The sequence below is a fragment of the Streptomyces sp. f51 genome (assembly GCF_037940415.1).
GTDB lineage: Bacteria > Actinomycetota > Actinomycetes > Streptomycetales > Streptomycetaceae > Streptomyces.
The window spans coordinates 2,083,370-2,107,197 of the sequence record NZ_CP149798.1; the positions used below are offsets into that span (position 1 = coordinate 2,083,370).

Consider the following 23,828-nt stretch of genomic DNA (forward strand, 5'->3'; position numbering starts at 1 on the left):
CTGTTTGTCTTGAGGACGTCGCCAGGCGCCACGAGCCCTCACGGGCCGCGGCGCCGACGTACGCCGCTCCTTCCGCACACCACGTGGACACGGCGCACCAGCGACTCCATGTCCCCGAGGAAACAGGTTCTCCGTGTCCGTCTCCGTCATCCGCCGCATCGTCTCCTCCCCGAAGAAGGCTCTCGCCGGTACCGCCGTGGCCGCCGCCACCGCCGGCATGGTCCTGGCCGCGGCGCCCGCCCAGGCCGCCACGCCGACCAGCGCCTCCTCCGCGAAGTCGATCGCCCACGCGATGATTCCGGACGCCTCGCAGTTCAACGCCTTCAGCAAGATCGTCGAGCACGAGAGCGGCTGGAACATCAGCGCCACGAACTCCTCCTCCGGCGCGTACGGCCTGGTCCAGGCCCTGCCCGGTTCGAAGATGGCCTCCGCGGGCTCCGACTGGAAGACCAACCCCAAGACCCAGATCAAGTGGGGCCTCGACTACATGAACTCCCGCTACGGCAGCCCCACCGGCGCCTGGAGCTTCTGGCAGGCCAACGGCTGGTACTGATCAGCCCCCACAGCAAGGCGGCACCCCACCCGGGGCGGCCGCCTTTCGCGTACCCGGCCCCGGGTCCCCGCCCCCACACCAACCTTCTCTCGCCCCCTCCGCCCCTACCCGACCCGTACCCGAGGGCGCTGCCCCCGGCCCCCCGCTCCTCAATCGCCGGAGGGGCTGAACGGCCCCCGGAACCCGAAGGGCGACCCGCGGGGAGGCCACCCCTGGGGCTCCGCCCCAGCCCCCGCTCCTCAAACGCCGGAGGGGCTGAACTTTCGCCGGCCGGGGCTGGAGCGCTGCCCGGCCGGGGCTGGAGCTTTGCCCGGCCGGGGCTGAAATGGCGCCCGTCCGGGGCCGGAGCGTTGCCCCGGCCCCGGCCGGGGCTGAAATGGCACCCAAGCCACTTCCCTCCCGCAGCCGGGATCCGGCGCAAGGGGCCGGGCCGGTACATCGATGCCCGTCGCCACCGACGGTCACACCTCACCCAACGGCGACGGGCTGATGCACCGGCACGGCCCCGACCCACCCACCCACCGCTGCCGAGCCGTGGTGGACTGACCCCCATGACCACACCGCAGGCCCCCGAGTCACGCGGCCTCCGCCTCGTACCCGCACTGCTGTCGCTGACCGTGGTCAGCGGACTCATCGACGCGGTGAGCTACCTGGGCCTGGGCCACGTCTTCACGGCGAACATGACCGGCAACGTGGTCGTCCTCGGCTTCGCGGCGGCCGGCGCCCCCGGCTTCTCGGTCCCGCACACCCTCACCTCCCTGTGCTGCTTCCTCGCCGGCGCGGCCACCGGCGGACGAACCGCCGTACACCTCGCCGACGGCCCCCGCCGCACCTGGGCCCGCTCGGTCTTCGCCGCCGAGGCCGTCCTGACGGCCGCCTGCGCGGCGGTCGCCTTCGCCGCCCCGCACGCCACCGCCACCACCTACACGGTGATCGCCGTCACGGCCTTCGCGATGGGCCTGCGCAACGCGACGGTCCGCAGGCTCGGCATCGCCGACCTGACGACCACCGTCCTGACGATGACCCTCACCGGCCTCGCCGCCGACAGCCGCGCGGGCGGCGGCGCGGGCCACCACTCCCCGCGCCGCACGGCCTCCGTCCTGGCGATGGCGGCGGGCGCCCTGCTCGGCGCATGGCTGGTCCTCAACCACGGCCTCGCCCTCCCCCTCCTGATCGCGGCCCTGATCCCGGCGGCCCTGGCGGCAACCGTCTCCGACCGGGAGTAGGACCCCTCACAACCGCTGAATGATCGTCCCCGTGGCCAGCCCCCCACCCGCACACATCGTGATCAACGCGAACTCCTTGTCCCCGCGCTCCAGTTCATGCAGCGCCGTGGTGATGAGCCGGGCCCCCGTGGCGCCCACGGGATGCCCGAGCGCGATCGAGCCCCCGTTCACGTTCACCTTCTCCAGGTCCTGCTCGAAGACCTGCGCCCAGCTCAGCACCACGGAAGCGAACGCCTCGTTGATCTCGACGAGGTCGATGTCCTTCAGCGACATCCCGGCCTTGCCCAGCACGGCCCGGGTGGCGTCGATCGGACCGTCCAGATGGAAGTGCGGGTCCGAACCCACCAGCGCCTGGGCCACGATCCGCGCCCTCGGCCGCAGCTTCAGCGCCCGCGCCATCCGCTTGGAGGCCCACAGGATGGCCGCCGAACCGTCCGATATCTGCGAGGAGTTGCCGGCCGTGTGCACGGCGGTCGGCATCACGGGCTTCAGCTTCGCCAGCGCCTCCATGGACGTGTCCCGCAGCCCCTCGTCCCGGTCGACGAGCCGCCACATGCCCTGCCCGGCCCGCTGTTCGTCCTCGGTGGTGGGCACCTGCACGGCGAACGTCTCGCGCTTGAAGCGTTCCTCGGCCCAGGCCACGGCGGCCCGTTCCTGCGAGATGAGCCCGAGGGAGTCGACGTTCTCGCGGGTCAGTCCGCGGTGGCGCGCGATCCGTTCGGCCGCCTCGAACTGGTTGGGAAGATCGACGTTCCACTCGTCGGGGAACGGCTTGCCCGGACCGTGCTTGGATCCCGAGCCCAGCGGCACCCGCGACATCGCCTCGACACCGCAGCTGATCCCGACGTCGATGACACCCGCCGCGATCATGTTGGCGACCATGTGCGAGGCCTGCTGCGAGGAGCCGCACTGGCAGTCGACCGTCGTCGCCGCCGTCTCGTAGGGGAGCCCGACGGTCAGCCAGGCGGTGCGCGCGGGGTTCATCGACTGCTCGCCGGCGTGGGTCACCGTGCCGCCGACGATCTGCTCGACGCAGTCGGCGGGGATGCCGGTGCGGCCGAGGAGTTCACGGTAGGTCTCGCCCAGGAGATAGGCGGGGTGCAGATTGGCGAGCGCGCCACCGCGCTTGCCGATGGGGGTCCGTACGGCTTCGACGATCACGGGTTCCGCGGCCATGGGGGCTCGTCCTCTCCTCAGGCCTGCCCGGCGGCCAGGCCCAGCTGACCCGCGCAGCGCGGGGCGTCCCGGCCCACCCACCGCGCAGAACTAGAACGCGTACCAGTTCTCCGTGCAGTTTGCTGAGCGGACCCCCCGCGCCGCAAGGGTCGTGCAGCTCCCGAAGCCGCGATCCACACAAACCTCGCACGCAATTGGGGGCCCCGCGCCTCTTGCCACTTGTAGAACCCGTTACTACCTTCACGGCGATTCCATGTTCCTGATGGCCCGTCAGAATCACATGCGAGAAAGAGCCTGGAGTTGCCGATGTCCTGTCCAGCGCTGCCCGACGGGTTCGACTTCACCGACCCCGATGTGCTGCACCACCGCGTGCCCCTCCCGGAGTTCGCCGAGCTGCGCCGGGCCGAACCGGTCCACTGGATCGCGCAACAGCCCGGTGTCGCGGGCTTCGAGGACGACGGCTACTGGGCGGTCACCCGGCACTCGGACGTCAAGTACGTCTCGACGCACCCCGAGTTGTTCTCCTCGTTCCTCAACACGGCCGTCATCCGCTTCAACGAGCACATCCAGCGCGAGCAGATCGAGGTGCAGCGGCTGATCATGCTCAACATGGACCCGCCCGAGCACACCCGGGTCCGCCAGATCGTGCAGCGCGGTTTCACCCCGCGCGCCATCCGGTCCCTGGAGGACGCGCTGCGCGCCCGCGCCGGTTCGATCGTCGCGAACGCGCTCGCCCAGGCCGCCCCCGACGGCTCCTTCGACTTCGTCACCCAGGTGGCCTGCGAACTGCCGCTCCAGGCGATCGCGGAGCTCATCGGCGTCCCGCAGGAGGACCGCGTCAAGATCTTCGACTGGTCCAACAAGATGGTGGCGTACGACGATCCGGAGTACGCGATCACCGAGGAGATCGGCGCCGAGTCGGCCACGGAACTCATCTCGTACGCGATGAACATGGCGGCGGACCGCAAGCAGTGCCCCGCCAAGGACATCGTCAGCACGCTGGTGGCGGCGGAGGACCAGGGGAACCTTGCCTCCGACGAGTTCGGGTTCTTCGTCCTCCTGCTGGCGGTCGCCGGCAACGAGACGACCCGCAACGCCATCACCCACGGGATGCACGCCCTGCTCACCCACCCCGACCAGTGGGACCTCTACAAGAGGGAGCGGCCGAAGACCACCGCCGAGGAGATCGTCCGCTGGGCGACCCCCGTCGTCGCCTTCCAGCGCACCGCGACCCAGGACACCGAACTGGGCGGGCAGCGGATCAGGAAGGGCGAGCGCGTCGGCATCTTCTACTCCTCCGCCAACAACGACCCCGAGGTGTTCGAGAACCCGGAGGTCTTCGACATCACGCGTGACCCGAACCCGCACCTCGGCTTCGGCGGCGGCGGTCCGCACTTCTGCCTCGGCAAGTCCCTGGCCACGCTGGAGATCGACCTGATCTTCAACGCGATCGCGGACGCGATGCCCAACCTCCGGCTGGCGGGCGGCCCCCGCCGTCTCCGCTCCGCCTGGCTCAACGGCGTCAAGGAACTCCAGGTCGCCCACGCGTAGCGGGCGCCGCACGCTCGGGCCGACGGCCTCCCGGCGCCGTCGGCCCGCCCCGAGGGAGGCAGGGGCCGTCCCCGCGCTCACCCCTGCCTCCCCCGAACACGCCACGCCCCGCCCCCACCCCCACCCCGCCCCGCACCCGCACCCGCACCCGCACCCCATCAGTCCGGCGTACGCCCCGTCCCCGGCCCCGTCGCCACCCCCGTCGTCGTCACCGCCTCCGTCCGCCCCGCCCCCGCCCGGATCGCCGCCTTCCGGACCCGCGGCCCCTGGAGGAGGTACGTCAGTCCGAAGCCCGCGCCGACCACGGCCGCGCCGCCGACGGCGTCCACGATCCAGTGATTGCCGGTCGCGACGATCGCGGCGACCGTGAGGAGCGGGTGCAGCAGCCCCAGGGCCTTCATCCACCATCTGGGCGCGAGGATCACGACGACGATCCCGCACCACAGGGACCAGCCGAAGTGCAGCGAGGGCATCGCCGCGTACTGGTTGGTCACCGCCGTGAGCACGCCGTAGTCGGGCCGCGAGAAGTCCTGCACGCCGTGCACGGTGTCGACGATGCCGAGGTCGGGCATCAGGCGCGGCGGGGCGAGCGGGTAGAGCCAGAAGCCCAGGAGGGCGAGGAGGGTGGCGAAACCGAGGGCGGAGCGGGCCCAGCGGAAGTCGGCGGGGCGGCGGACGTAGAGCACGGCGAGGATCGTGAGCGGGACCGCGAAGTGGAACGACTCGTAGTAGAAGTCGAAGAAATCCCTCAGGAGGGGGACCTGCGCCGTCGTGTGGTTGACCCACCGCTCGATGTCGAGGTTCAGGAACCGCTCGACGCCGAGGATCTGCCGGCCGTGGCGCTCGGCCGCGGGCCGGCCGAGCGCGTTGGACCCGTCCGTCACGGCGAGACGGACGGAGGCGTAGACGGAGTATCCGACACGGATCAGCAGCAGTTCGAGCAGCAGGTTCGGGCGGGAGAGGACCCGGCCGGACGTGAGCAGCGGGACCCGCTTCCACCGGGTGGCGACGGGCGCCGCGTGATCCGTCGGCAGCGGGCTCCGGTAGTACGGGGAGGTGCGGAACAGGAACGGTACGGCGGTGGCGGCGGCCAGCGCGGCGATCAGTACGAGGTTGCCGCGCAGCGGGTCGAGCACCGGCATGTCGGGCAGCATCATCCGGGTCGGCAGGGTCATGACGAGGACGACGGCGACGGGCCACACGGAGCGGTCCGCGGCCCTCCGGCCGGCCCGGCCGACGAGCGCGAGCAGCACCCACAGCACCTGGTGCTGCCAGGTGGCGGGCGAGACGGCGACGGCGACGCAGCCCGTCACCGCGACGGCGAGCAGCAACTGGCCGTCATGGGCGTAGCGCACCGCGCGACGGAGCCCGACGAAGGCGACGGCGGCGCCGAGCACCAGGAAGAGGGCGATCTCCGGCGGCCCGGCGAGGCCGAGCCGCAGCAGCGCGCCGTGCAGGGACTGGTTGGCGACGTCGTCGGCGCCCTTGCCGAGACCGGCGCCCGCCAGGTGGTGCACCCAGTATCGGTTCGAGTCGTGCGGCATCACGGCCCAGGCGAGCGCGGTGAGGGCGGCGAAGGTGGTCGCGGTGGAGGCGGCGGCTCGGCGGCGCCCGGTGAACCAGAGCAGGGGCGTGAAGAGCAGCACGGTCGGCTGGAGGGCCGCCGCGAGCCCGACGAGGACCCCGCAGGCCCGCTCCCCGCGGACGGTGAAGCAGCCGAGCAGGACGAGCAGCACCGGGATGATGCCGGTCTGGCCGAGGTAGAGCGCGTTGCGCACGGGGAGCGACAGCATCAGCAGGCTGACGGCCACGGGCGCCGCGAGGAGCGAGGTGCGCCGGCTCACGGGGGGCGGCAGGGCGTGGGCGGCGACGAGACCGAGGGCGACGACCAGGAGCAGGGTGCCGAAGGTCCAGCCCCAGCCGAGGGTCTGTTCGGCCGCCCGGGTGAGGGGTTTGAGGACGAGGCCGCCGAACGGGGTGCCGGTGAACCGCGTGGAGTCGTAGAGCGAGCCCTTCATGTGCAGGACGCCGTTCGGGCCGACCCAGGTCTCCAGGTCCGTCAGCCGTTCCGCCTTGGGCGTGCCGAGGACGGCGGCGACCTGTCGTACGGCCAGGGTCGCGGCGAGGGCCCAGAGGGCGACGCGGAGGGCGCGCAGCCGTGCCCGCGCCGTCTCCGGCGCCCCCGCGAAGCCCTCGCCCGGTCCTCCGCCGTGCTCCACGTTCGCCACGCCCTGTCGACCCTCCCGGCCCATTGGTCGGCCTGCGTCTCATGTGTCCCTTATGTCAACCCATATCAGGACCCCGCACGACACGGCCACCCTCGCCGGGGGGCACGGGAGTATCCGGTCGACCCGACACCCCTCACCCATTTGTCCGGATCACGACAACCGAAATGAGGCCCGGTTCCCGCCGGGTACCGGGACATGGATCACAAAAGATCCCGCGCGAACGGGGTTGCGGCCGTCCCGTCACGCCTGCATACACGGCCTTTACGTGCGCTGTGCGACCGGTCGCGCACTCCACGTGAAGGGGACGAACCGGCCTAAGGTCGCTTCTTCGGCCCGCCCCCGGGTGAGCCGAAAGGTCCGCTCCCGGGCGGACCCGTCCCTGTCCCCTGCGAAAGGAACGCCTTGCCGACCGCGACCCCGGCGGCCCCCGCCGTTCACGCTCCCGCCCGCCCCGTCTCCCCCGACGTCACCGTCACCGACCCCGCGCTCGTCCGGCGCGCCGTGAAGGCCGCGGCGCTCGGCAACGCGATGGAATGGTTCGACTTCGGCGTCTACAGCTACATCGCCGTGACCCTGGGCAAGGTCTTCTTCCCCTCGGGCAACCCGACCGCGCAGCTGCTCTCGACCTTCGGCGCCTTCGCCGCGGCCTTCCTCGTCCGCCCGCTCGGCGGCATGGTCTTCGGCCCGCTCGGCGACCGGATCGGCCGCCAGAAGGTCCTCGCGCTCACCATGATCATGATGGCGGCGGGCACGTTCGCGATCGGCCTGATCCCGTCGTACGGCACGATCGGCGTCGGCGCTCCCGTGCTGCTGCTTCTGGCCCGTCTGGTGCAGGGCTTCTCCACCGGCGGCGAGTACGCGGGCGCCTCGACCTTCATCGCCGAGTACGCGCCCGACAAGAAGCGCGGCTTCTTCGGCAGCTGGCTGGAGTTCGGCACGCTGGCCGGTTACATCGGCGGCGCCGGTCTGGTGACGCTCATGACCGCCCTGCTGTCCAGCGACGACCTGCTGTCCTGGGGCTGGCGCGTCCCGTTCCTGATCGCGGGCCCCATGGGCATCGTCGGCCTCTACCTGCGGATGCGCCTGGAGGAGACCCCGGCGTTCGCCGCCGAGCTGGAGAAGGCCGAGGCCGGCCGCCCCAAGGTGCCGCTGCGCGAGATGATCACCGGCCAGTGGCGCACCCTGCTGCTGTGCATGGGCCTGGTCCTGGTCTTCAACGTCACCGACTACATGCTGCTGTCGTACATGCCCAGCTACCTGACCAGCGAGCTGAAGTACGACGAGACGCACGGCCTGCTCGTGGTCCTCGGCGTGATGGCGCTGATGATGATCGTGCAGCCCTTCGCGGGCGCCCTGACCGACCGGATCGGCCGCCGCCCCGTGATCGCCGCGGGCTGTGCCGGCTTCCTCGCCCTGTCCGTCCCGGCCCTGCTGCTGATCCGCCAGGGCGGCCTGCTCGCCGTCGCGCTCGGCATGGGCGCCCTCGGCCTGCTGCTCGTGTGCTTCACCGCCGCGATGCCCGCCGCGCTCCCGGCGCTCTTCCCGACCCGGGTCCGCTACGGCTCGCTCTCGATCGGCTTCAACGTCTCCGTCTCGCTCTTCGGCGGCACGACCCCGCTGGTCGTCACCGCCCTCGTCGGCGCGACCGGGAACATGATGATGCCCGCGTACTACATGATGGGCGCCGCCGTGATCGGCGGTGCGGCCGTCTGGTTCATGAAGGAGTCGGCGGGCCGGCCGCTGCCGGGCTCCGCGCCCGCGGTGGAACCCGCGGACCGCTGACACGCGCGCGGCACCCCTGCCCCGGGCCTGAATCCGCTGGGCCGGACCGAATCCCGCTGGCACACCGTGGTGCCGGCGGCTAGGTTCGATCCGAAAAGTCCTTAGCGCATCTAACTAGGCTATGAAAGGCCCGGTGCATGAGCGAGTCACAGCTCTGGAACGACGTCGACGACCACTTCACCACCCTCCTGGCCCCCGCCGACGAGATCCTGACCGCCGCGCTGCGCGACAGCGACGCGGCCGGACTGCCGCCCATCAACGTCGCGCCGAACCAGGGCAAGCTGCTCCGGCTGCTCGCCGAGATCCAGGGCGCGCGCCGCATCCTGGAGATCGGCACGCTCGGCGGCTACAGCACGATCTGGCTGGGCCGCGCCCTGCCCGCCGACGGGCGGCTGGTCACCCTGGAGTACGACCCGCGGCACGCCGAGGTCGCCCGCGCCAACCTCGCGCGGGCCGGCCTCGACAAGATCGCCGAGGTGCGGGTGGGCCCCGCCCTGGAGTCCCTGCCGAAGCTGGCCGACGAGAATCCGGAGCCGTTCGACTTCGTCTTCATCGACGCGGACAAGGTGAACAACCCCCGCTACGTCGAGTGGGCGGTCCGGCTCGCCCGGCCCGGCAGCGTGATCGTCCTCGACAACGTGGTGCGCGGCGGAGCGGTCACCGACGCGGCGAGCACCGACCCGAGTGTGGTCGGAACCCGGGCCGCACTCGAACTGATGGCCTCCCACCCGCAGTTGGACGGCACGGCGGTGCAGACGGTGGGAAGCAAGGGATACGACGGGTTCGCGCTGGCCCGCGTACGCGCCTGACCGCACCGCCCTCCCCGCCCGGCCCCGCACCGCCGAACCGGTCCTAGAGCTCGTGGTAGAAGCCCACGTTCACGGTGTGGGGCCCGGTGCGGTCCTGGATGACGAGTTCGCCGGAGCCGCCCGCCGGGAGTCTGGCCGTCCCGCCGTACGGAAGCGGCTGGGGCTGGAGCCCGGTCAGGACCAGCCGCACCTCGGAGGACGGCTCCGTGTGGGAGCCCCGGAGCCAGGTGACCTGCCAGGAGCCGTCCGGGCCGCACAGGAACTCCAGGTGCACCCTGGAGACGAACAGCCAGTCGTCGGGGGTCGAGAGACGGCACACGGCCCGGTCCCTGCCCACCCGCAGCACGGCTCCGGGGTCGCTCGGCGCGTCGGCCATCTGCATCCCGGCCGTCGCTCCGGCGTCCGCGCCGGACACCGAGGCCATGGTGAGTTCGAGCAACGCGCGCTCCTTCGTGAGGTGCTGGTCCAATTGTCCCGCCGGGGAACGAGGTTGCCCCGTCGCCGCCGCATGATAATTCGACCTTCGCCCTCGCCGTGTGACGTCCGGCACAATGGACTCATGACCGAGCGCAAGCCACCCGGCGTCACCTTCGAGTCCTGGGTCGACCGGCAGATCCGCCAGGCGGAGGCCCGCGGCGAGTTCACGGAGCTCCCCGGCGCGGGCAAGCCGCTGCCGGAGGTCACCGACACCCCGTACGACGAACTCTGGTGGATCAAGCGGAAGATGGCCCGTGAAGGGCTGTCGGTCCTGCCGCCCACGCTGGCCCTGCGCAAGGAGGCGGAGGACGTGCTCGCGGCGGTCCCCGCGCTTCCCTCGGAACGGGCGGTCCGGCGGAGCGTCGAGGACGTCAACGCCAAGATCCGCGACGTCATGTTCAAGCCGCCGCCGGGACCTCCCCTCGGACTCAAGCCGTACGACGTGGAGAAGATCGTCGAGGAGTGGCGCGCGGCCCGCGGGAGCCGGGACCCGGACGGTCGGGGAGAGAACGGGGCCGCGTGAGGCCGGGGCCGCCGCCGGGACGCCCGGAGGAGGCCCACCCCGGGCGGTCGCGGCCAGGAGCGCTCGCGAACGCGGTACGACGAGCGTGAGGCCGCGTCCCGGGGCATGGTCCGGGACGCGGCCTCACTTCTCACCGGGGAAGGTGTCAGAGCCGCAGGAGCCGCTCGGTCATCTCGCGGTAGTCCCGCAGGGCGAGCCGGAGCCGCTCGGTGTCGGAGTCGGCCGTGCCGCCCTCGGCGCCGGACTGCCAGGACGTGCGCAGATCGCGCCGCCGCCGGGTCACCGCCTCCGTGAACCGGCCCGCGAGCTCCTCCAGCACATGATCGGCCTCCTCGACCGAGGCCTGCGGCCCGTCGATGAACCCGCTGACCGCGTGCCGCATTCGCAGCGAGAACTTGTCCTGCTCGTCCAGCGGCAGCATCCGCTCATCCCGCCGGGCGGAATCCCCGGTGCCCTCGGGGCGCTCTTCCGCTGCGTCACGGGGAACGGAGCGCGGACGGGGCCCCTCGGCCGAGCCGGACGGGACGGACTCACGGGACGCGCCGGACGTGCCGGGTACGCCGGACGCGGAACCGTCGCGCGCGGCTCCCGTACGCCCCGTACGCCCGTCGCCCGCGGCTCCTCGCCCGTCGGTGCCGGCGCTCTTCGCCGCGCCGGCCGTCGTGACGGTCCCGGCCGGCCGGGCCGTCCGCCCGTCGCCGTTCGCGGTCCGGTCACCGTCCAGGACCGGGCCGTCCGGGGCGGACTCGTCGGACGCGGGATCCACCCGGCCCTTCAGTGCCTCGCGGCGCGAGACCTCCTCGGCCTCGGGGCGGCTCTCGCCCGCCCGGTCGTCGGGAGAACGCTCGGGGGGTACCGGCGTCACCCGGCCCTTCGTCGTGCCGGTCTCACTGGACGGGGTCCGCTCGGGGTCCTGGTCTGGCTTCATGGCGCTCACCTTCCTCAACTCCCCTTCGCCTGGCGCCTGGTGAAGGACCACGGCAGATGGGAGCGAGTGTCGGGGGTGGAAGTACGGGAAGTCCTCGGGGTCTTGGTGCCGCTCTCGGCGTCCTCGCGGGTTCCGCCGTCGACGGCGTCGTCGCCACTCTCGGCGCGCTCGGTCGCCCGCGCGGGCCCGGTGCGCCGCGCGTCCTTCGTCAGGGCGAACCGCCCGGTGCCGTTCCGGCGGTCGGCCGGGGGCTCGGTCACCGCGTCCGTGTCACCTGCCCGGCCGGGCGAGGTCTCGTGGCGGGCCGGGGTCATCAACTCGTCGAAGAGGTCACGGGCCGCCAGCATGGCCTCGCGCAACTGCTCGGTGTCGGAACCGCCGTCGCGCGCCCCGCCGGTGCGGACCGACGCGGCCCGGTGCACCCGGCGGTAGCCGTGGACGTGGTGCGCGTGATGGACGGAGAGCGCGGACACCTGCTCCTCGTAGCGGTCGCCGTCGGGGAATCCGCGCGCTCCGGCCAGCTCACCGAGCAGCCGGTCCGCCTCGGCCACCGCCTCCTCGGGCGAGTCGACGAAGCGTTCCTGGGCGGCGGTCCAGCCGGCCGCGTACCGTTCGCGGGCCGCGGGTTCGAGCGGCCGCTCACGCAGCGCGCCGTGCCGCTTCACCCGCTCGTTCAGGTCGCGTTCGGCGGCCTGGGTGTCGCCGTCGTGCCGGGCGACGGTGCGGTCGTACTCCGGCCCGAAGCGCCGCCGCAGGGCGCGCCCGCCCGGCGGCCTTCGGGCGCGGAGGGTCAGGGCGGCCGCGACAACGGCGACGGCCGCCACGACGATCAGAGCGATGATCACGCCTGTGGACATGGGTGCCTTCCCGGGTTCTCGACCCAACGGGCCGGTTCCTGGACCGGGTTGCCCGGAACCCGCTCCTCAAACGGCCCCGGCGACGGCCCGGGACTCAACGCCCCCTCGGTGCGGCGCCGTTCGCCCGGAGCCCGAAATCCGGTTGTGCCACGGCGGCGGCACCCGCCGACAATGGCCGGCATGACCCGACCGCCTTCCGGCACACGAGCCTCCTGGAGCGTGGCCCCCGAACCCTTCGACTCCCCTGCCGCGCTTGCGCTTTGGCGGGCCTACTACACGGAGGTCAGCGACCGCTGGTACCGCCTGCACGAAGGACGCGCGACGGATCCCCGGGAGCTGGAGCGGGAGGTCGCCGCGCAGACCGGGGCCGAGTTCACGCCGCCGACGGGCGTGCTGCTCGTCGCGCGCCACGACGGCGATCCCGCGGGGACGGCCGGGGTGCGGATGCTCGACGCCACGACGGGCGAGCTGAGCCGCGTCTTCGTCCGCGCCGACCTGCGCGGCAAGGGCGCCGCCCCGCTCCTGCTGGCGGCCGCCGAGGCGGCGGCCCGTGACCTGGGCGCCTGGGAGCTGATCCTCGACACCCGCGGCGACCTCGTCGAGGCGCGGGCCCTGTACGCCCGGCACGGCTACGAGGAGACGGCGGCGCACAACGACGACGTGTACGCCGAGCACTGGTTCCGCAAGGACCTGACCGGCTGACGGCCCTGGCGAGAGCCTGATGCCCCGGCTGCGGCCGGGTCAGGCCGGCTCCCCCTGGGGACGGACGGTCGGGGCGCTCCCGTGCGGGCGTTCCGCGTCGGAGCCGCACATCTCCTCGTTCAGTTCCGCGACCAGCTTCGTGAGGTCGGTGGGACGGTCCGGTGCCCACCAGTCGCCGAGCAGTTCGGCGAGGGACTCCTCCCGGGCCCTGGACAGATTCCCGGCGGCGATCCTGCCCTCGTCCGTCAGGACCAGGTCCAGGCCCTCGCGGCGGGCGAGCCGGCGTTCCTCGATCTGGCGGGCGGCGGCCAGGACGACGTCCAGCGGCACGGCGCTGTGCTCGGCCAGGAGAGCGGGCTCCGCCCACCCGTACTTCTTGATCCGCAGCAGCAGCCAGCTCGCCGCCGGCAACAGGTCGTAGCCCGCGCGCGCGGTGATCTTCTCGTAGATCTCGCGGCGCCCCTCCCGGGTGCCGAGCACGGACAGCGCCCGGCACACCTCGTCGTACGACGACCGTTCGACCGGGTTGCTGGCCAGGGTCTCCGTGACGTCGGGGGCCGTGACCGAGCCGCGCAGTCTGTCCTCGCGCAGGAACCAGGCCAGCACGAAGCCGAGCAGGGCGACCGGGGCCGCGTACAGGAAGACGTCCGTGATCGAGGTCGCGAACGCGTGCAGCACGGGTGGTCTGAGGTCCGCGGGCAGCTGCCCGATCCCCTTCGGGTCGGCCTTCAGGGAGTCCGTGGTGATGCCGGGCGGCAGCTGCTGCCCGCCCAGCGCCTTGGTCAGGTTGTCGCCGAGGCGGCCCGCGAAGACCGTGCCGAAGATCGCGACGCCGAACGAGGCACCGATGGACCGGAAGAAGGTCGCCCCCGAGGTGGCGACGCCCAGATCCTCGTACGACACCGCGTTCTGCACGATCAGGACCAGCACCTGCATGACCAGGCCGAGCCCGAGGCCGAACACGAAGAAGTAGGCGCTCATCTCCCCCGTGCTGCTGTTCTCGTCGAGCTGGTGCAGCAGGAGCAGACCGATGGCGGTGATCCCGGTGCCGGCGACCGGGAACACCTTCCAGCGGCCGGTGCGGCTGACGATCTGCCCGGAGACCGTGGACGACAGCAGCAGCCCGAAGACCATCGGCAGCATGTGCACGCCGGACATCGTGGGCGAGACGCCCTGCACCACCTGGAGGAAGGTCGGCAGATAGGTCATCGCGCCGAACATCGCGAAGCCCACGATGAAGCTGATGATCGCGGACAGCGTGAAGGTGTGGACCCGGAAGAGCTTGAGCGGCAGGACGGGCTCGGCCGCGCGCCGCTCCACCGCCACGAAGGCGACGCCGAGGACCACGCCGAGGACCACGAGCCCGATGATCTGCGGCGAGCCCCAGTCCCAGGTGGTGCCGCCCAGCGAGGCCACCAGGACCAGACAGGTGGCGACCGCGGCGATCAGGAACGTACCGGCGTAGTCGATGACGTGCCGTGCCGACTTCTTCGGGATGTGCAGGACCGCGGCGATCACCGCGAGCGCCACGACGCCGACGGGCAGGTTGATGTAGAAGACCCAGCGCCAGCTGAGGTGTTCCGTGAACAGCCCGCCCAGCAGGGGCCCCAGCACACTCGTCGCGCCGAACACCGCGCCGAACAGCCCCTGGTACTTGCCCCGCTCCCGCGGCGGGACGAGGTCGCCGACGATCGCCATCGACAGCACCATCAGGCCACCGCCGCCGAGTCCCTGGAGGGCCCGGAAGGCGATCAGCTCGCCCATGTTCTGCGACATGCCGCACAACGCCGACCCGATCAGGAAGATCACGATGGCCGTCTGGAAGAGCTTCTTGCGGCCGTACTGGTCGCCGAGCTTGCCCCACAGGGGGGTTGCCGCGGTCGAGGCGAGCAGATACGCCGTGACCACCCAGGACAGGTGCTCGAGACCGCCGAGGTCGCTCACGATGGTCGGCAGCGCGGTGGAGACGATCGTCTGGTCGAGCGCGGCCAGCAGCATGCCGAGCAGCAGGGCGCCGATGGACACGAAGACGCTGCCGTGGACCGAGTCGCGGGCGTCGGTCGCCGCGGCGCTGCGGCGGCGTACCGCCGATTCGCTCACCTCGATGGAGTCGTGCAGTCCGGGCGGTCCGCCCGTGCCGTCGCCCGCCGGTACCTCCGCCCCGTCCGGCGCTCGGCCGGGCGGCGTGTCGGAACCGTGCGCGTCGCCGGTCATGCGGCCTCCCTGAGCACCGAGGGTCCCGGTCACCCTCCATCCTGAGCGGTGTGTCCCGTTATGGCCTGTCGAGGATTCCGGAATCCTCGATTCCGGGGGGCTGCTTGAAGGTTGTATGAAGGTTGTCCGCATAATCACTGGAGTTTTCAGGGGGGAGGGACCCACTCGTGACTGAACCGACCGGGCATGTCTGCCCCGAGTGCGCCGCACACCGGGCGCTGGACGGCACTCCGTCCTGCGCCTGCACCAGTAGGGCGTCGGACGCCCTGCGCGACGAGCGCACGGCACAGGCCGCCGCGGCGGAGGACTTCAATCCGCTGCGCATACGTCCGTACGTGGAACTGGGTACGGAGCACTCCGGCCACTCCGGAGGACAAGGGGACTACGGGCCGGCCGGGGGCACCGGCGGGACCGGCCCGGCCGGAACGCCCGCGGGACCCTGGCAGGCCGCCCCGACGGCCGGGGAGCCCTGGGCTGCCCCCGAGGCGGGTGGCTGGGCCCCTGAGGGCGCCACGGCCCCCGTGAGCGCCCACGGAGCACCGCAGGACGGCAATGCCGCGGCGGGCGCCCTGGACGGCGCCCCGCCGGTCGCGTACGGGGAGGACGCGACCGGGGCCACCATGCAGCTGTCCGCGATCCCGGCGGACGCGACGATGCGGTTCGCCCCCGTACCGGCGGACCCAGGTCCGCGCTCGGTGCCACTGCCGCCGGAAGTGCCGATGCCTTCGGCGCAGATGCCGGCCGACGCGACCATGCAGCTGAAGGCGCTCTCGTCCGACGCGCGCGCCACCGACGTCCGCCTCTTCCACGAGAGGGCGCGCTCCTCGGAGCCCGGGCCGGTGGACCCGCCCTCCGAGCGGCCCCGGCGGCGTCGGCGCACCGGTGTGCTCGCCGTCACCGGAGTCGTCGTGACGATGGTGGCCGCGGCGGGGGTCGCGAGCGGTCTGCTCTCCTACGACCCTCCCTCGCGGGACGGGGCCCAGCCGGAGGACGTCAGGGCGAGCGTGCCGGACGTGCTGTCCGACACGGCCTCCGCGCTCGGGTCGGCGAGCGCGTCCTCGTCGGCGTCGGCCTCGGCGTCCGCGTCCTCCTCGCCGAGCACGAGCGCGTCGCCCTCGGCGTCCGCGTCGGACACCTCAGCGAGCCCGTCCTCCTCGGCCACGGCGTCGCCGACGTCCGCGCGGCCCAGTCCGACGGCGACCGCCACGGGCTCCACGGGTGCCACGGGCGGCGGCCCGGCCGTGGCGACCGGGCCGACCCTGCGGCGCGGCGACAGCGGGGCCGAGGTGACGGAGCTCCAGATGCGACTGAGTCAGCTGCGGATGTACATGCACAGGGCGGACGGTCAGTTCGACCGCCATGTCGAGGACGCCGTGCGCTGGTACCAGTGGGCGCGGGGCATCACGGGCGACGACCCCGGCGTGTACGGCCCGGCGACCCGCGCCAGCCTGGAGGCGGAGACGTCCCAGCCGTAGCTCGCCTCTGGCGGTTCACGGCGGTGGGTGGGTCGGGGCCGGGCCGGTGCATCAGCCCGTCGCCGTTGGGTGAGGTGTGACCGTCGGTGGCGACGGGCATCGATGTACCGGCCCGGCCCCTCGCGCCGCATCCCGGCTGCGGGAGGGAAGTGGCTTGGGCGCCATTTCAGCCCCGGCCGGGCAAAGCTCCAGCCCCGACCGGGCAACGCTCCAGCCCCGGCCGGGCGAAGCTCCAGCCGGGGCTGGGGAAAGTTCAGCCCGGGCCGGCGAAAGTTCAGCCCCTCCGGCGTTTGAGGAGCGGGGTCTGGGGCGGCGCCCCAGGTGCGGGAAGGGAAGGGGCGGAGGGGGCGAAAAACCCTCGCCCAGCCCCCTCACCCTCTCCCGAAGGACCAGGCCGGCCAAGCCGTCCCTCAGCCGATGTGCAGGCGAACGATTCCGTCCGCGACAACCTCGACCCGGACCTCGGTCAGATCACGTACGACCACGTCCGGGGAGTGGAACGCAGCCCGGGGCCCGACCCCGACGACCCGCATCCCGGCAGCCCGCCCCGCGGCGATCCCGGCCCCGGAGTCCTCGAAGACGACACAGTCCTCGGGCGCGACACCCAGCTCGGCCGCCCCCTTCAGGAACCCCTCGGGATCGGGCTTGCTGGCACCGACGGACTCCGCGGTGATCCGCACGTCGGGAAGCTCCAGCCCGGCGGCGGCCATCCGCCCGCTGGACAGGGCCACATCCGCCGAGGTGACGAGCGCGTGCGGCACCCCGGCAAGGGAGGCGAGGAACTCCGACGCCCCCGGAATCGCGACGACCCCCTCCATGTCGGCGGTCTCCTCGGCCAGCATCCGCGCGTTGTCCGCGTGGTTCTGCTCCATCGGACGGTCCGGCAGCAACAGGGCCATCGAGGCGTAGCCCTGCCGACCGTGGACGACCTTCATGACCTCGTCCCCGTCCAGCCCGTGCCGGTCGGCCCAGCCGCGCCAGCAGCGCTCGACGACGACGTCCGAGTTCACGAGGGTGCCGTCCATGTCGAGCAGGAAGGCGCGGACGGTCAGAACGGTGGTGGCCGTGGTCATCGGCATGCTCCAAAACGCAGAGAGGGGGACACATACACCCCGGGAAAACAAGGCGGCCCCGCCCGCCGGTCAGGGAAGTACGGACGGGAACCACTTTGTTCCTACAACATACAAAACAACCCCGCCCAGCGCCACCGGAACCCAAGAACCACCCAAGAGACACAGAACACAGAACGCAGAACAGAAACGCAGGACACAGACGGCGGGGCCCCGCCCCCGTGCGTGGGGTGCCCACGGGCCCCTCGGAAGAAGTCCCCCAAGCCCCCACCCACCCGCAGCCGGGATGCGGCGCGAGGGGCCGTGCCGGTACATCGATGCCCGTCGCCACCGACGGTCACGCCTCACCCAACGGCGACGGGCTGATGCACCGGCACGGCCCCGACCCACCCACCGGACCAAGGCCGACCGGGGCCACATCAACACCGACCGGAGCCCGACCGGGGCCACATCACCGGCCGGCCACCGAGGGGCTCACCCCAGCACCGGGCACCAGCACCGGGCACCAGCACAGACGCAGGCGCAGGCGCAGCCCAGCACCAACGCCGGTCAAGCCAGCGCAGCGAACCGTCACGCCGCCACAGCCTCGTACAAGCTCCAAACCCCCAGCCCCATCATCAGCACAGCCGCAACCTTGGTGATCAGCGACAGCGGCACCCGCTTCATCAGCGCCTTGCCGCCCACGATCCCCAGCCCCGCCACGGCCCACAGCCCCAGCACCGCGCCGAGCCCCACCGACAGCGGGTCGTCGTACCGCGCGGCGAGGTTCGCCGTCATGATCTGCGTGAGGTCGCCGAACTCGGCGACGAGGATGAGCATGAAGCCGGCCCCGGAGACCTTCCAGAAGGTCTGGTTCTCGGGCTTGCGGACCTCTTCCTCGTCCTCGTCCTTCTTCATCAGCAGCACCGCGGCCCCGCCGAGGAACAGCACACCGGTCACGGCGTGCACGATCTGCTGCGGCAGCAGGGTCAGCACGCTGCCCGCCGCGACGGCGAGCGCCACGTGCAGGGCGAAGGCGGCGGCGACACCGGCGAAGACGTACGAGGCGCGGTAGCGCGTGCCGAGGACGAGGCCGGCGAGCGCGGTCTTGTCCGGCAGCTCGGCAAGGAAGACGACACCGAAGACGAGCGCCATCACGCTGAAGCTGATCAAAATCCCTCAATCGGTCGGGCTGCCCCGCCGAGAGTGTTGCGACTGCGCTTGTTGTGACTGCGCGACACCTCGGCACGGCAGCACACGGCGACACCCGCACCTGGAGGTACGGGCAGAAGCGCCCACACCGGAAAGGCCCGGCAGGGCACGTGCACTGCTTGCCGAAGGTCTCGCTGGCCGGCCTCGTGACCGAGGTCTGCCTCCGGGCGCCGGCTCAGACGAGCTGAGCAGTATGTCGACGGTCCGGCGAAGAGCTACTCCCCTTCTGCGCCGTCCATAGTACGCGACCCGCGAGGCGGCCCCCAGGGCCGAGGGTCCCACCGGCCCGCAAGCCCTCCGAGCCTCCCGCCGGGCCTCCGAGTCGCCCGCCGGGCCCGCCACCGAGCCGGGAAAGTTTCGTCATGAACCTTGTCATGTCATGAACGCGTCACTATTTTCTAACCGCGTACTTACCTCACGGCTACACGACGCCGCGAGCATTCGTTCGCCCGTACTCCAACACCCCCACACCACAAGGGAGTTCGCATGCCCAAGGTCTACGCGCGTCGACGGCTGAGCATACTCGCGGCCATCACGGGTCTGATAGCCATGGCCGGTGTCTTCAACGGCCCGACCGCCTCCGCCGCCCTCCCCACCCCGGTCAGCGCGGCCACCGCCCGTACCTATCTCGCGTCCCTCACCGTCGCGACGGAGAACCGCACCGGCTACGCCCGCGACCTGTTCCCCACCTGGATCACGATCAGCGGCACCTGCAACACCCGGGAGTACATCCTCAAGCGTGACGGCTCGGGCGTCACCACCGACTCCGCGTGCGTGGCCACCAGCGGCAGCTGGTACTCCGTCTACGACGGCGCCACCTGGACCGCCGCCTCCGACGTCGACATCGACCACCTCGTGCCGCTCGCCGAGGCCTGGGACTCCGGCGCCAGCGCCTGGACCACGGCCCAGCGCCAGGCCTTCGCCAACGACGTGACGCGTCCGCAGCTGCTCGCCGTCACGGACAACGTCAACCAGTCCAAGGGCGACAAGGACCCGGCCGAGTGGATGCCCCCGCTCAGCTCGTACGCCTGCACCTACGCCCGTGCCTGGGTGCAGGTGAAGTACTACTACAACCTCAAGGTCGACTCCGCGGAGAAGTCGAAGCTGACCTCGGTCCTCAGCGGCTGCTGACCCGCACCCCTGGCACAGACCGGCGGCCTCGTGCCGCCCGGGTTCCGGACACCGCTCCCCCCACGCTGTTCCCGCGGTCTCCGGAACCTCCCCAGGGGCCTCCGTCGTTCCGTACCGTACGGGGCGACGGAGGAGGGGGATCACCATGGCCGAGCTGCGCCTGGGACCACTGCTGAGGTACGTGGACGGCTCCGCGGCGACCTTCTGGGTCGAGGCGAGCCGCCCGTGCACCGCCGAGGTGCGCTGCGCGGACGGCGCCCGGGGAACCGCCCGCACCTTCCAGATCGCGGGCCACCACTACGCACTGGTGCCGGTGGACGGACTGACACCGGGCACGTCCACCCCGTACGAGATCCTGCTGGACGGCGCGAAGGTGTGGCCGCTGCCCGGCTCGGCCTTTCCCCCCTCGGTGGTCAGCACCCCAGGGGGCGAGGAATCCCCCGTCCGCGTCACCTTCGGTTCCTGCCGCTGGGCGTCGCCGCCCGCGGACGAGAAGGACCCGGTCGGACCCGACGCCCTGGACACCCTCGCCGCCCGGATCGCGGCGGCCCCGGAGGGCGAACGCCCGGACGTCCTGCTGCTGCTCGGCGACCAGGTGTACGCGGACGAGGTCTCCCGGGCGACCCGCGCGTGGATCGCGGCACGCAGGGGCCTCGCCGACCCCCCGGGCCGTCAGGTCGCGGACTACGAGGAGTACACCCGCCTCTACTACGAATCCTGGCTCGACCCGGAGATCCGCTGGCTGCTGTCGACCGTGCCCAGCTGCATGATCTTCGACGACCACGACGTCATCGACGACTGGAACACCAGCGCCGCCTGGCTCGCGGAGATCCGGGCGACCCCGTGGTGGCGCGAGCGGGTGCTCAGCGGCCTGATGTCGTACTGGGTCCACCAGCACCTCGGCAACCTCTCCCCCGCCGAGCTCTCGGCGGACCTGCTGTACGCGGCCGTACGCGAGACCCCCGACGGCACGGACGTGCTGCGTGCCTTCACCGCGCAGGCCGACACCGACCCGGCCTCGGTCCGCTGGAGCTACCGCCGCGACTTCGGCCGGACCCGGGTCCTGATGCTCGACAGCCGCGCCGCCCGCGTCCTGGACGAGCAGAACCGCAGGATGCTCGACCCCGGGGAGGCGGCCTGGCTGCGCGAACAGGCACTCCAGGCGCCGGACACCCGGGACCACCTGCTGATCGGCACCTCGCTGCCCTGGCTGCTGCCCCCGCTGTTCCACCACGCGGAGGCATGGGACGCCGCGCTGTGCCGGGGTGAGCGGGGCGGGCGCTGGGCGCGGTTCGGCGAGCGACTGCGCCGCGCGGCCGACCTGGAGCACTGGGCCGCGTTCCCGGAGTCGTTCGAGGAACTGACGGAGCTGATCGCCGAGGCCGGCTCAGGCGAGCACGCGCCGGCGACGGTGTGCGTGCTGTCGGGAGACGTGCATCACGCCTACGCGGCCGATCCGGTCTGGGCCGACCCCGCCCGGCAGCCCGCCGCCCGGGTCCTCCAGCTGACCTGCTCCCCCGTCCACAACTCCATCCCGCGCCCGGTACGGCTCGGCTTCCGCTTCGGATGGAGCCGCCCGGCCCGGCTGCTCGGCAACCTCCTGTCCCGGCACGGCCGTTGCGGTCGGCCGCCGGTCGACTGGCGCAAAATCGGCGGTCCTTGGTTCGGCAATCAGCTGATGACCCTCACCCTGCACGGCCGTTCGGCCTCCCTTCGCCTGGAACAGGCGCGGCGGGCACGGGGCGCGGGGTCGGCCGACCGCGACGGCCGCACGGCGAGCGGCGCCCGGCTGACGACGGTGACGGAATCCCGGATCACCCCGGAATAGACCCATTCCGTCCGAGTGCCCTCACCACGCGGTATGCCGGAGCGTGCGGGCCCGTGAACGTGATGTGACCGACACCTGCGTCCCGGGAGGATCATCTGCCCCATCCTCGGCGTACGCTGTATGGCTGTCACAGGCCGCCGCGCCACTCGCTCGCGAGGAGCGCCGCGGCCGGGCTCACGGGGTGGTCGGGGGAGAGTTTCGGTGCTGGAGAGTGTGGGGTCGCTGACGGGCAGCCCATGGATCTACGCGGTGATCGCCGTGTCCATCGTTCTTGATGTGTTCCTGCCTGTCCTGCCGAGCGGGGTCCTGGTCATCACGGCGGCGACGGCCGCGGCGGGCTCGGCCACGGCGACCGGCGCCGTGCCGCGCTCGGTACCCGACATCCTGGTGCTCACCCTCTGCGCGGCCACGGCCTCGGTCCTCGGTGACCTGGTGGCGTACCGCGTCGCCTGGCGCGGTGGTGAACGGCTGGATCGCGCCATCGCCCGGTCCCGCCGCCTGACCCGGGCGCAGGAACGTCTCGGCGAGGTCCTGGCGCGCGGCGGCGGCGCCCGCGGTCTGCTGGTGGTCGCCGCCCGTTTCGCACCGGCGGGCCGCTCGGTCGTCTCGCTCGGCGCGGGCGCGGCGCACCGCAAGGTCCGCGAGTTCCTGCCCTGGTCGGTCCTGGCCGGTCTGGCGTGGGCCGTGTACAGCGTGGCCCTCGGTTACTTCGGCGGCCAGTGGCTGGGCGCCACCTGGCTCGCGACGGGCGTCTCGGTCGGGGCGCTGTTCGTCGCGGGGGCGGGCGCGGCCTACCTCGTACGCCGGCCCGTGGCACGGGAGCAGGAGACCGGCGCCTGAGGCACGGCCGCCGTCAGCGTCCGGTGACCCGAAGGCGCGGAGGCCCGCAGACCTGAGGCCCGGAGGCCGCCGGTGGCCTGTCGCCGCCGGCCCGTGGCTATCCGGCGCGCTGGGGCGCCGCCCCGCGTACCTCCAGGTCCTCCAGCAGCTCGGCCGTGGCCGCCGCGACCGCCGCGACGGCGCGGTCGAAGACCTCGCGGTTGTGGGCGGCCGGGGCGCGGAAGCCGGAGACCTTGCGGACGTACTGGAGGGCGGCGGCGCGGATCTCCTCCTCGGTCGCTTCCTCGGGGATCGCGGGCGGACGGAGCGTCTTGATGCTGCGGCACATGGGTCCAGTCTCGCGCGTCCGGCGCCGTGATGGTGAAAGCTCGCGAAAGCCGGGCGGGCCCCGGCCGGGAATACCGCCGCCGGTGGCACGGATTGAGCAGAGCATGACTTCAGTGGAGATCACCTACGTCGGCGGTCCCACCGCCGTCATCGCGATCGGCGGCCTGCGGCTCCTGACCGATCCGACCTTCGACGCTCCGGGCGAGTACCCCGTGGGCGCGCGGAAGCTGGTGAAGACCGCCGGACCCGCGCTCCCCGCCGGCGAGCTCGGCCCGGTCGACGCGGTCCTGCTCTCGCACGACCAGCACCCGGACAACCTGGACGCGTCCGGGCGCGGCTTCCTCGCGGAGGCCCCGGTGACGCTGTCGACGGCGTCGGCGTACGAGCGGATCGGCTCCCCCGTACGGCCCCTCGGCCCCTGGGAGTCCGTGGAGCTGGCGCGTCCGGACGGCGGGGCGCTGCGCGTGACGGCCGTTCCCGCGCAGCACGGGCCGGACGGTTCGCTGCCGCTCGTGGGCGAGGTGACCGGGTTCGTGCTGTCCGGGGAGGGGCTGCCCAAGGTGTACGTGAGCGGTGACAACGCGTCCCTGGACGTCGTACGGGAGATCGCGGACCGGGAGGGTCCCTTCGACGTGGCCGTCCTGTTCGCGGGGGCGGCGCGCACCCCGCTGGTGCCGGACGCGCCGCTCACGCTGACCAGTGGGGACGCCGCACGGGCGGCGGGGATCCTCGGGGCCGTCCGGGTGGTCCCGCTGCACTTCGAGCACTGGGGTCACTTCACCGAGGACGGCCCGGCCCTGGCGGAGGCGTTCGCGAAGGCGGGTCTCAGCGACCGGCTGCGGCTCCCGGCGCCCGGGGCTTCGGTGCGGGTTCCGTAGCGGTGCCTGGGGTCTGGGCCGCCGCGACACTCCCACTTCAGAGCAACACCCCAGTGAGAGCT

General features: G+C 72.4%; 21 protein-coding genes. 12 read left to right on the forward strand and 9 right to left on the reverse strand.

All coding sequences use genetic code 11. The annotated features are described in order from the left end of the window. Positions 1 to 133 precede the first annotated feature (133 nt). Positions 134 to 553, forward strand: a complete 420-nt coding sequence (locus WJM95_RS09250; RefSeq protein ID WP_339129102.1) for a transglycosylase SLT domain-containing protein — start codon at positions 134 to 136, stop codon at positions 551 to 553. A gap of 551 nt (positions 554 to 1,104) precedes the next feature. Continuing rightward, positions 1,105 to 1,779 (forward strand): YoaK family protein, encoded by a 675-nt coding sequence (locus tag WJM95_RS09255; RefSeq protein ID WP_339129103.1) that lies wholly within the window; start codon positions 1,105 to 1,107, stop codon positions 1,777 to 1,779. Between the two features lie 6 nt (positions 1,780 to 1,785). On the opposite strand, the gene WJM95_RS09260 is transcribed toward WJM95_RS09255, so the two are convergent. Beyond that, complete coding sequence (locus WJM95_RS09260; RefSeq protein ID WP_339129104.1) at positions 1,786 to 2,955, reverse strand: steroid 3-ketoacyl-CoA thiolase; 1,170 nt, start codon at positions 2,953 to 2,955, stop codon at positions 1,786 to 1,788. A gap of 306 nt (positions 2,956 to 3,261) precedes the next feature. Here WJM95_RS09260 and WJM95_RS09265 point away from each other — a divergent pair, with 306 nt between their 5' ends. After that, entirely contained in the window at positions 3,262 to 4,506 is a 1,245-nt protein-coding gene (locus WJM95_RS09265; protein WP_339129105.1) for a cytochrome P450, read from the forward strand. A 158-nt stretch (positions 4,507 to 4,664) separates the two neighbouring features. Here WJM95_RS09265 and WJM95_RS09270 read toward each other — a convergent pair whose 3' ends face one another. After that, a complete protein-coding gene (locus tag WJM95_RS09270; RefSeq protein ID WP_339129106.1) occupies positions 4,665 to 6,734 on the reverse strand; it encodes a bifunctional glycosyltransferase 87/phosphatase PAP2 family protein in 2,070 nt (689 codons plus the stop codon). 402 nt (positions 6,735 to 7,136) lie between these two features. Here WJM95_RS09270 and proP point away from each other — a divergent pair, with 402 nt between their 5' ends. Together proP and WJM95_RS09280 are read left to right on the forward strand one after the other, a co-directional pair. Next, on the forward strand, positions 7,137 to 8,516 hold the full coding sequence (gene proP / locus WJM95_RS09275) for a glycine betaine/L-proline transporter ProP (protein ID WP_339129107.1): 1,380 nt from the start codon (positions 7,137 to 7,139) through the stop codon (positions 8,514 to 8,516). Positions 8,517 to 8,653: 137 nt separating this feature from the next. Further along, the gene (locus WJM95_RS09280; RefSeq protein ID WP_339129108.1) at positions 8,654 to 9,325 is read left to right on the forward strand and encodes an O-methyltransferase; all 672 of its coding nucleotides are present in this window, start codon (positions 8,654 to 8,656) and stop codon (positions 9,323 to 9,325) included. 43 nt (positions 9,326 to 9,368) lie between these two features. On the opposite strand, the gene WJM95_RS09285 is transcribed toward WJM95_RS09280, so the two are convergent. Then, on the reverse strand, positions 9,369 to 9,764 hold the full coding sequence (locus WJM95_RS09285) for a hypothetical protein (protein WP_339129109.1): 396 nt from the start codon (positions 9,762 to 9,764) through the stop codon (positions 9,369 to 9,371). 120 nt (positions 9,765 to 9,884) lie between these two features. On the opposite strand from WJM95_RS09285, the gene WJM95_RS09290 reads away from it, so the two are divergent. Then, the gene (locus WJM95_RS09290) at positions 9,885 to 10,325 is read left to right on the forward strand and encodes a DUF1992 domain-containing protein (RefSeq protein ID WP_339129110.1); all 441 of its coding nucleotides are present in this window, start codon (positions 9,885 to 9,887) and stop codon (positions 10,323 to 10,325) included. 145 nt (positions 10,326 to 10,470) lie between these two features. On the opposite strand, the gene WJM95_RS09295 is transcribed toward WJM95_RS09290, so the two are convergent. Continuing rightward, a complete protein-coding gene (locus WJM95_RS09295) occupies positions 10,471 to 11,253 on the reverse strand; it encodes a hypothetical protein (protein ID WP_339129111.1) in 783 nt (260 codons plus the stop codon). Positions 11,254 to 11,267: 14 nt separating this feature from the next. After that, the gene (locus WJM95_RS09300) at positions 11,268 to 12,110 is read right to left on the reverse strand and encodes a hypothetical protein (RefSeq protein WP_339129112.1); all 843 of its coding nucleotides are present in this window, start codon (positions 12,108 to 12,110) and stop codon (positions 11,268 to 11,270) included. A gap of 180 nt (positions 12,111 to 12,290) precedes the next feature. Between WJM95_RS09300 and WJM95_RS09305 the strand changes: the two genes are divergently transcribed. Further along, positions 12,291 to 12,812 (forward strand): GNAT family N-acetyltransferase, encoded by a 522-nt coding sequence (locus WJM95_RS09305; protein ID WP_339129113.1) that lies wholly within the window; start codon positions 12,291 to 12,293, stop codon positions 12,810 to 12,812. A gap of 39 nt (positions 12,813 to 12,851) precedes the next feature. On the opposite strand, the gene WJM95_RS09310 is transcribed toward WJM95_RS09305, so the two are convergent. Then, complete coding sequence (locus tag WJM95_RS09310; protein WP_339135435.1) at positions 12,852 to 14,810, reverse strand: MDR family MFS transporter; 1,959 nt, start codon at positions 14,808 to 14,810, stop codon at positions 12,852 to 12,854. Between the two features lie 383 nt (positions 14,811 to 15,193). On the opposite strand from WJM95_RS09310, the gene WJM95_RS09315 reads away from it, so the two are divergent. Beyond that, on the forward strand, positions 15,194 to 16,501 hold the full coding sequence (locus WJM95_RS09315) for a peptidoglycan-binding protein (protein ID WP_339129114.1): 1,308 nt from the start codon (positions 15,194 to 15,196) through the stop codon (positions 16,499 to 16,501). Positions 16,502 to 16,911: 410 nt separating this feature from the next. Here the strand turns inward: WJM95_RS09315 and WJM95_RS09320 are convergent, their stop codons facing one another. Both WJM95_RS09320 and WJM95_RS09325 read right to left on the reverse strand, forming a co-directional pair. Next, positions 16,912 to 17,574, reverse strand: coding sequence for an HAD-IA family hydrolase (locus WJM95_RS09320; protein ID WP_339129115.1), 663 nt, complete (start codon positions 17,572 to 17,574; stop codon positions 16,912 to 16,914). 567 nt (positions 17,575 to 18,141) lie between these two features. Then, positions 18,142 to 18,723: a TMEM165/GDT1 family protein gene (locus WJM95_RS09325; RefSeq protein WP_339129116.1), complete on the reverse strand. Its 582-nt coding sequence runs from the start codon at positions 18,721 to 18,723 to the stop codon at positions 18,142 to 18,144. A gap of 525 nt (positions 18,724 to 19,248) precedes the next feature. On the opposite strand from WJM95_RS09325, the gene WJM95_RS09330 reads away from it, so the two are divergent. The 3 genes from WJM95_RS09330 (at position 19,249) to WJM95_RS09340 (ending at position 22,561) form a co-directional block, all read left to right on the forward strand. Next, positions 19,249 to 19,893: an HNH endonuclease family protein gene (locus WJM95_RS09330; protein WP_339129117.1), complete on the forward strand. Its 645-nt coding sequence runs from the start codon at positions 19,249 to 19,251 to the stop codon at positions 19,891 to 19,893. Between the two features lie 145 nt (positions 19,894 to 20,038). Then, positions 20,039 to 21,721: an alkaline phosphatase D family protein gene (locus tag WJM95_RS09335; protein ID WP_339129118.1), complete on the forward strand. Its 1,683-nt coding sequence runs from the start codon at positions 20,039 to 20,041 to the stop codon at positions 21,719 to 21,721. Between the two features lie 201 nt (positions 21,722 to 21,922). Continuing rightward, on the forward strand, positions 21,923 to 22,561 hold the full coding sequence (locus tag WJM95_RS09340) for a VTT domain-containing protein (protein WP_339129119.1): 639 nt from the start codon (positions 21,923 to 21,925) through the stop codon (positions 22,559 to 22,561). A 97-nt stretch (positions 22,562 to 22,658) separates the two neighbouring features. Here WJM95_RS09340 and WJM95_RS09345 read toward each other — a convergent pair whose 3' ends face one another. Then, complete coding sequence (locus tag WJM95_RS09345; RefSeq protein WP_339129120.1) at positions 22,659 to 22,889, reverse strand: DUF2277 domain-containing protein; 231 nt, start codon at positions 22,887 to 22,889, stop codon at positions 22,659 to 22,661. Between the two features lie 103 nt (positions 22,890 to 22,992). On the opposite strand from WJM95_RS09345, the gene WJM95_RS09350 reads away from it, so the two are divergent. Next, positions 22,993 to 23,766: an MBL fold metallo-hydrolase gene (locus WJM95_RS09350; protein WP_339129121.1), complete on the forward strand. Its 774-nt coding sequence runs from the start codon at positions 22,993 to 22,995 to the stop codon at positions 23,764 to 23,766. The last annotated feature ends 62 nt before the right edge of the window (positions 23,767 to 23,828 follow it).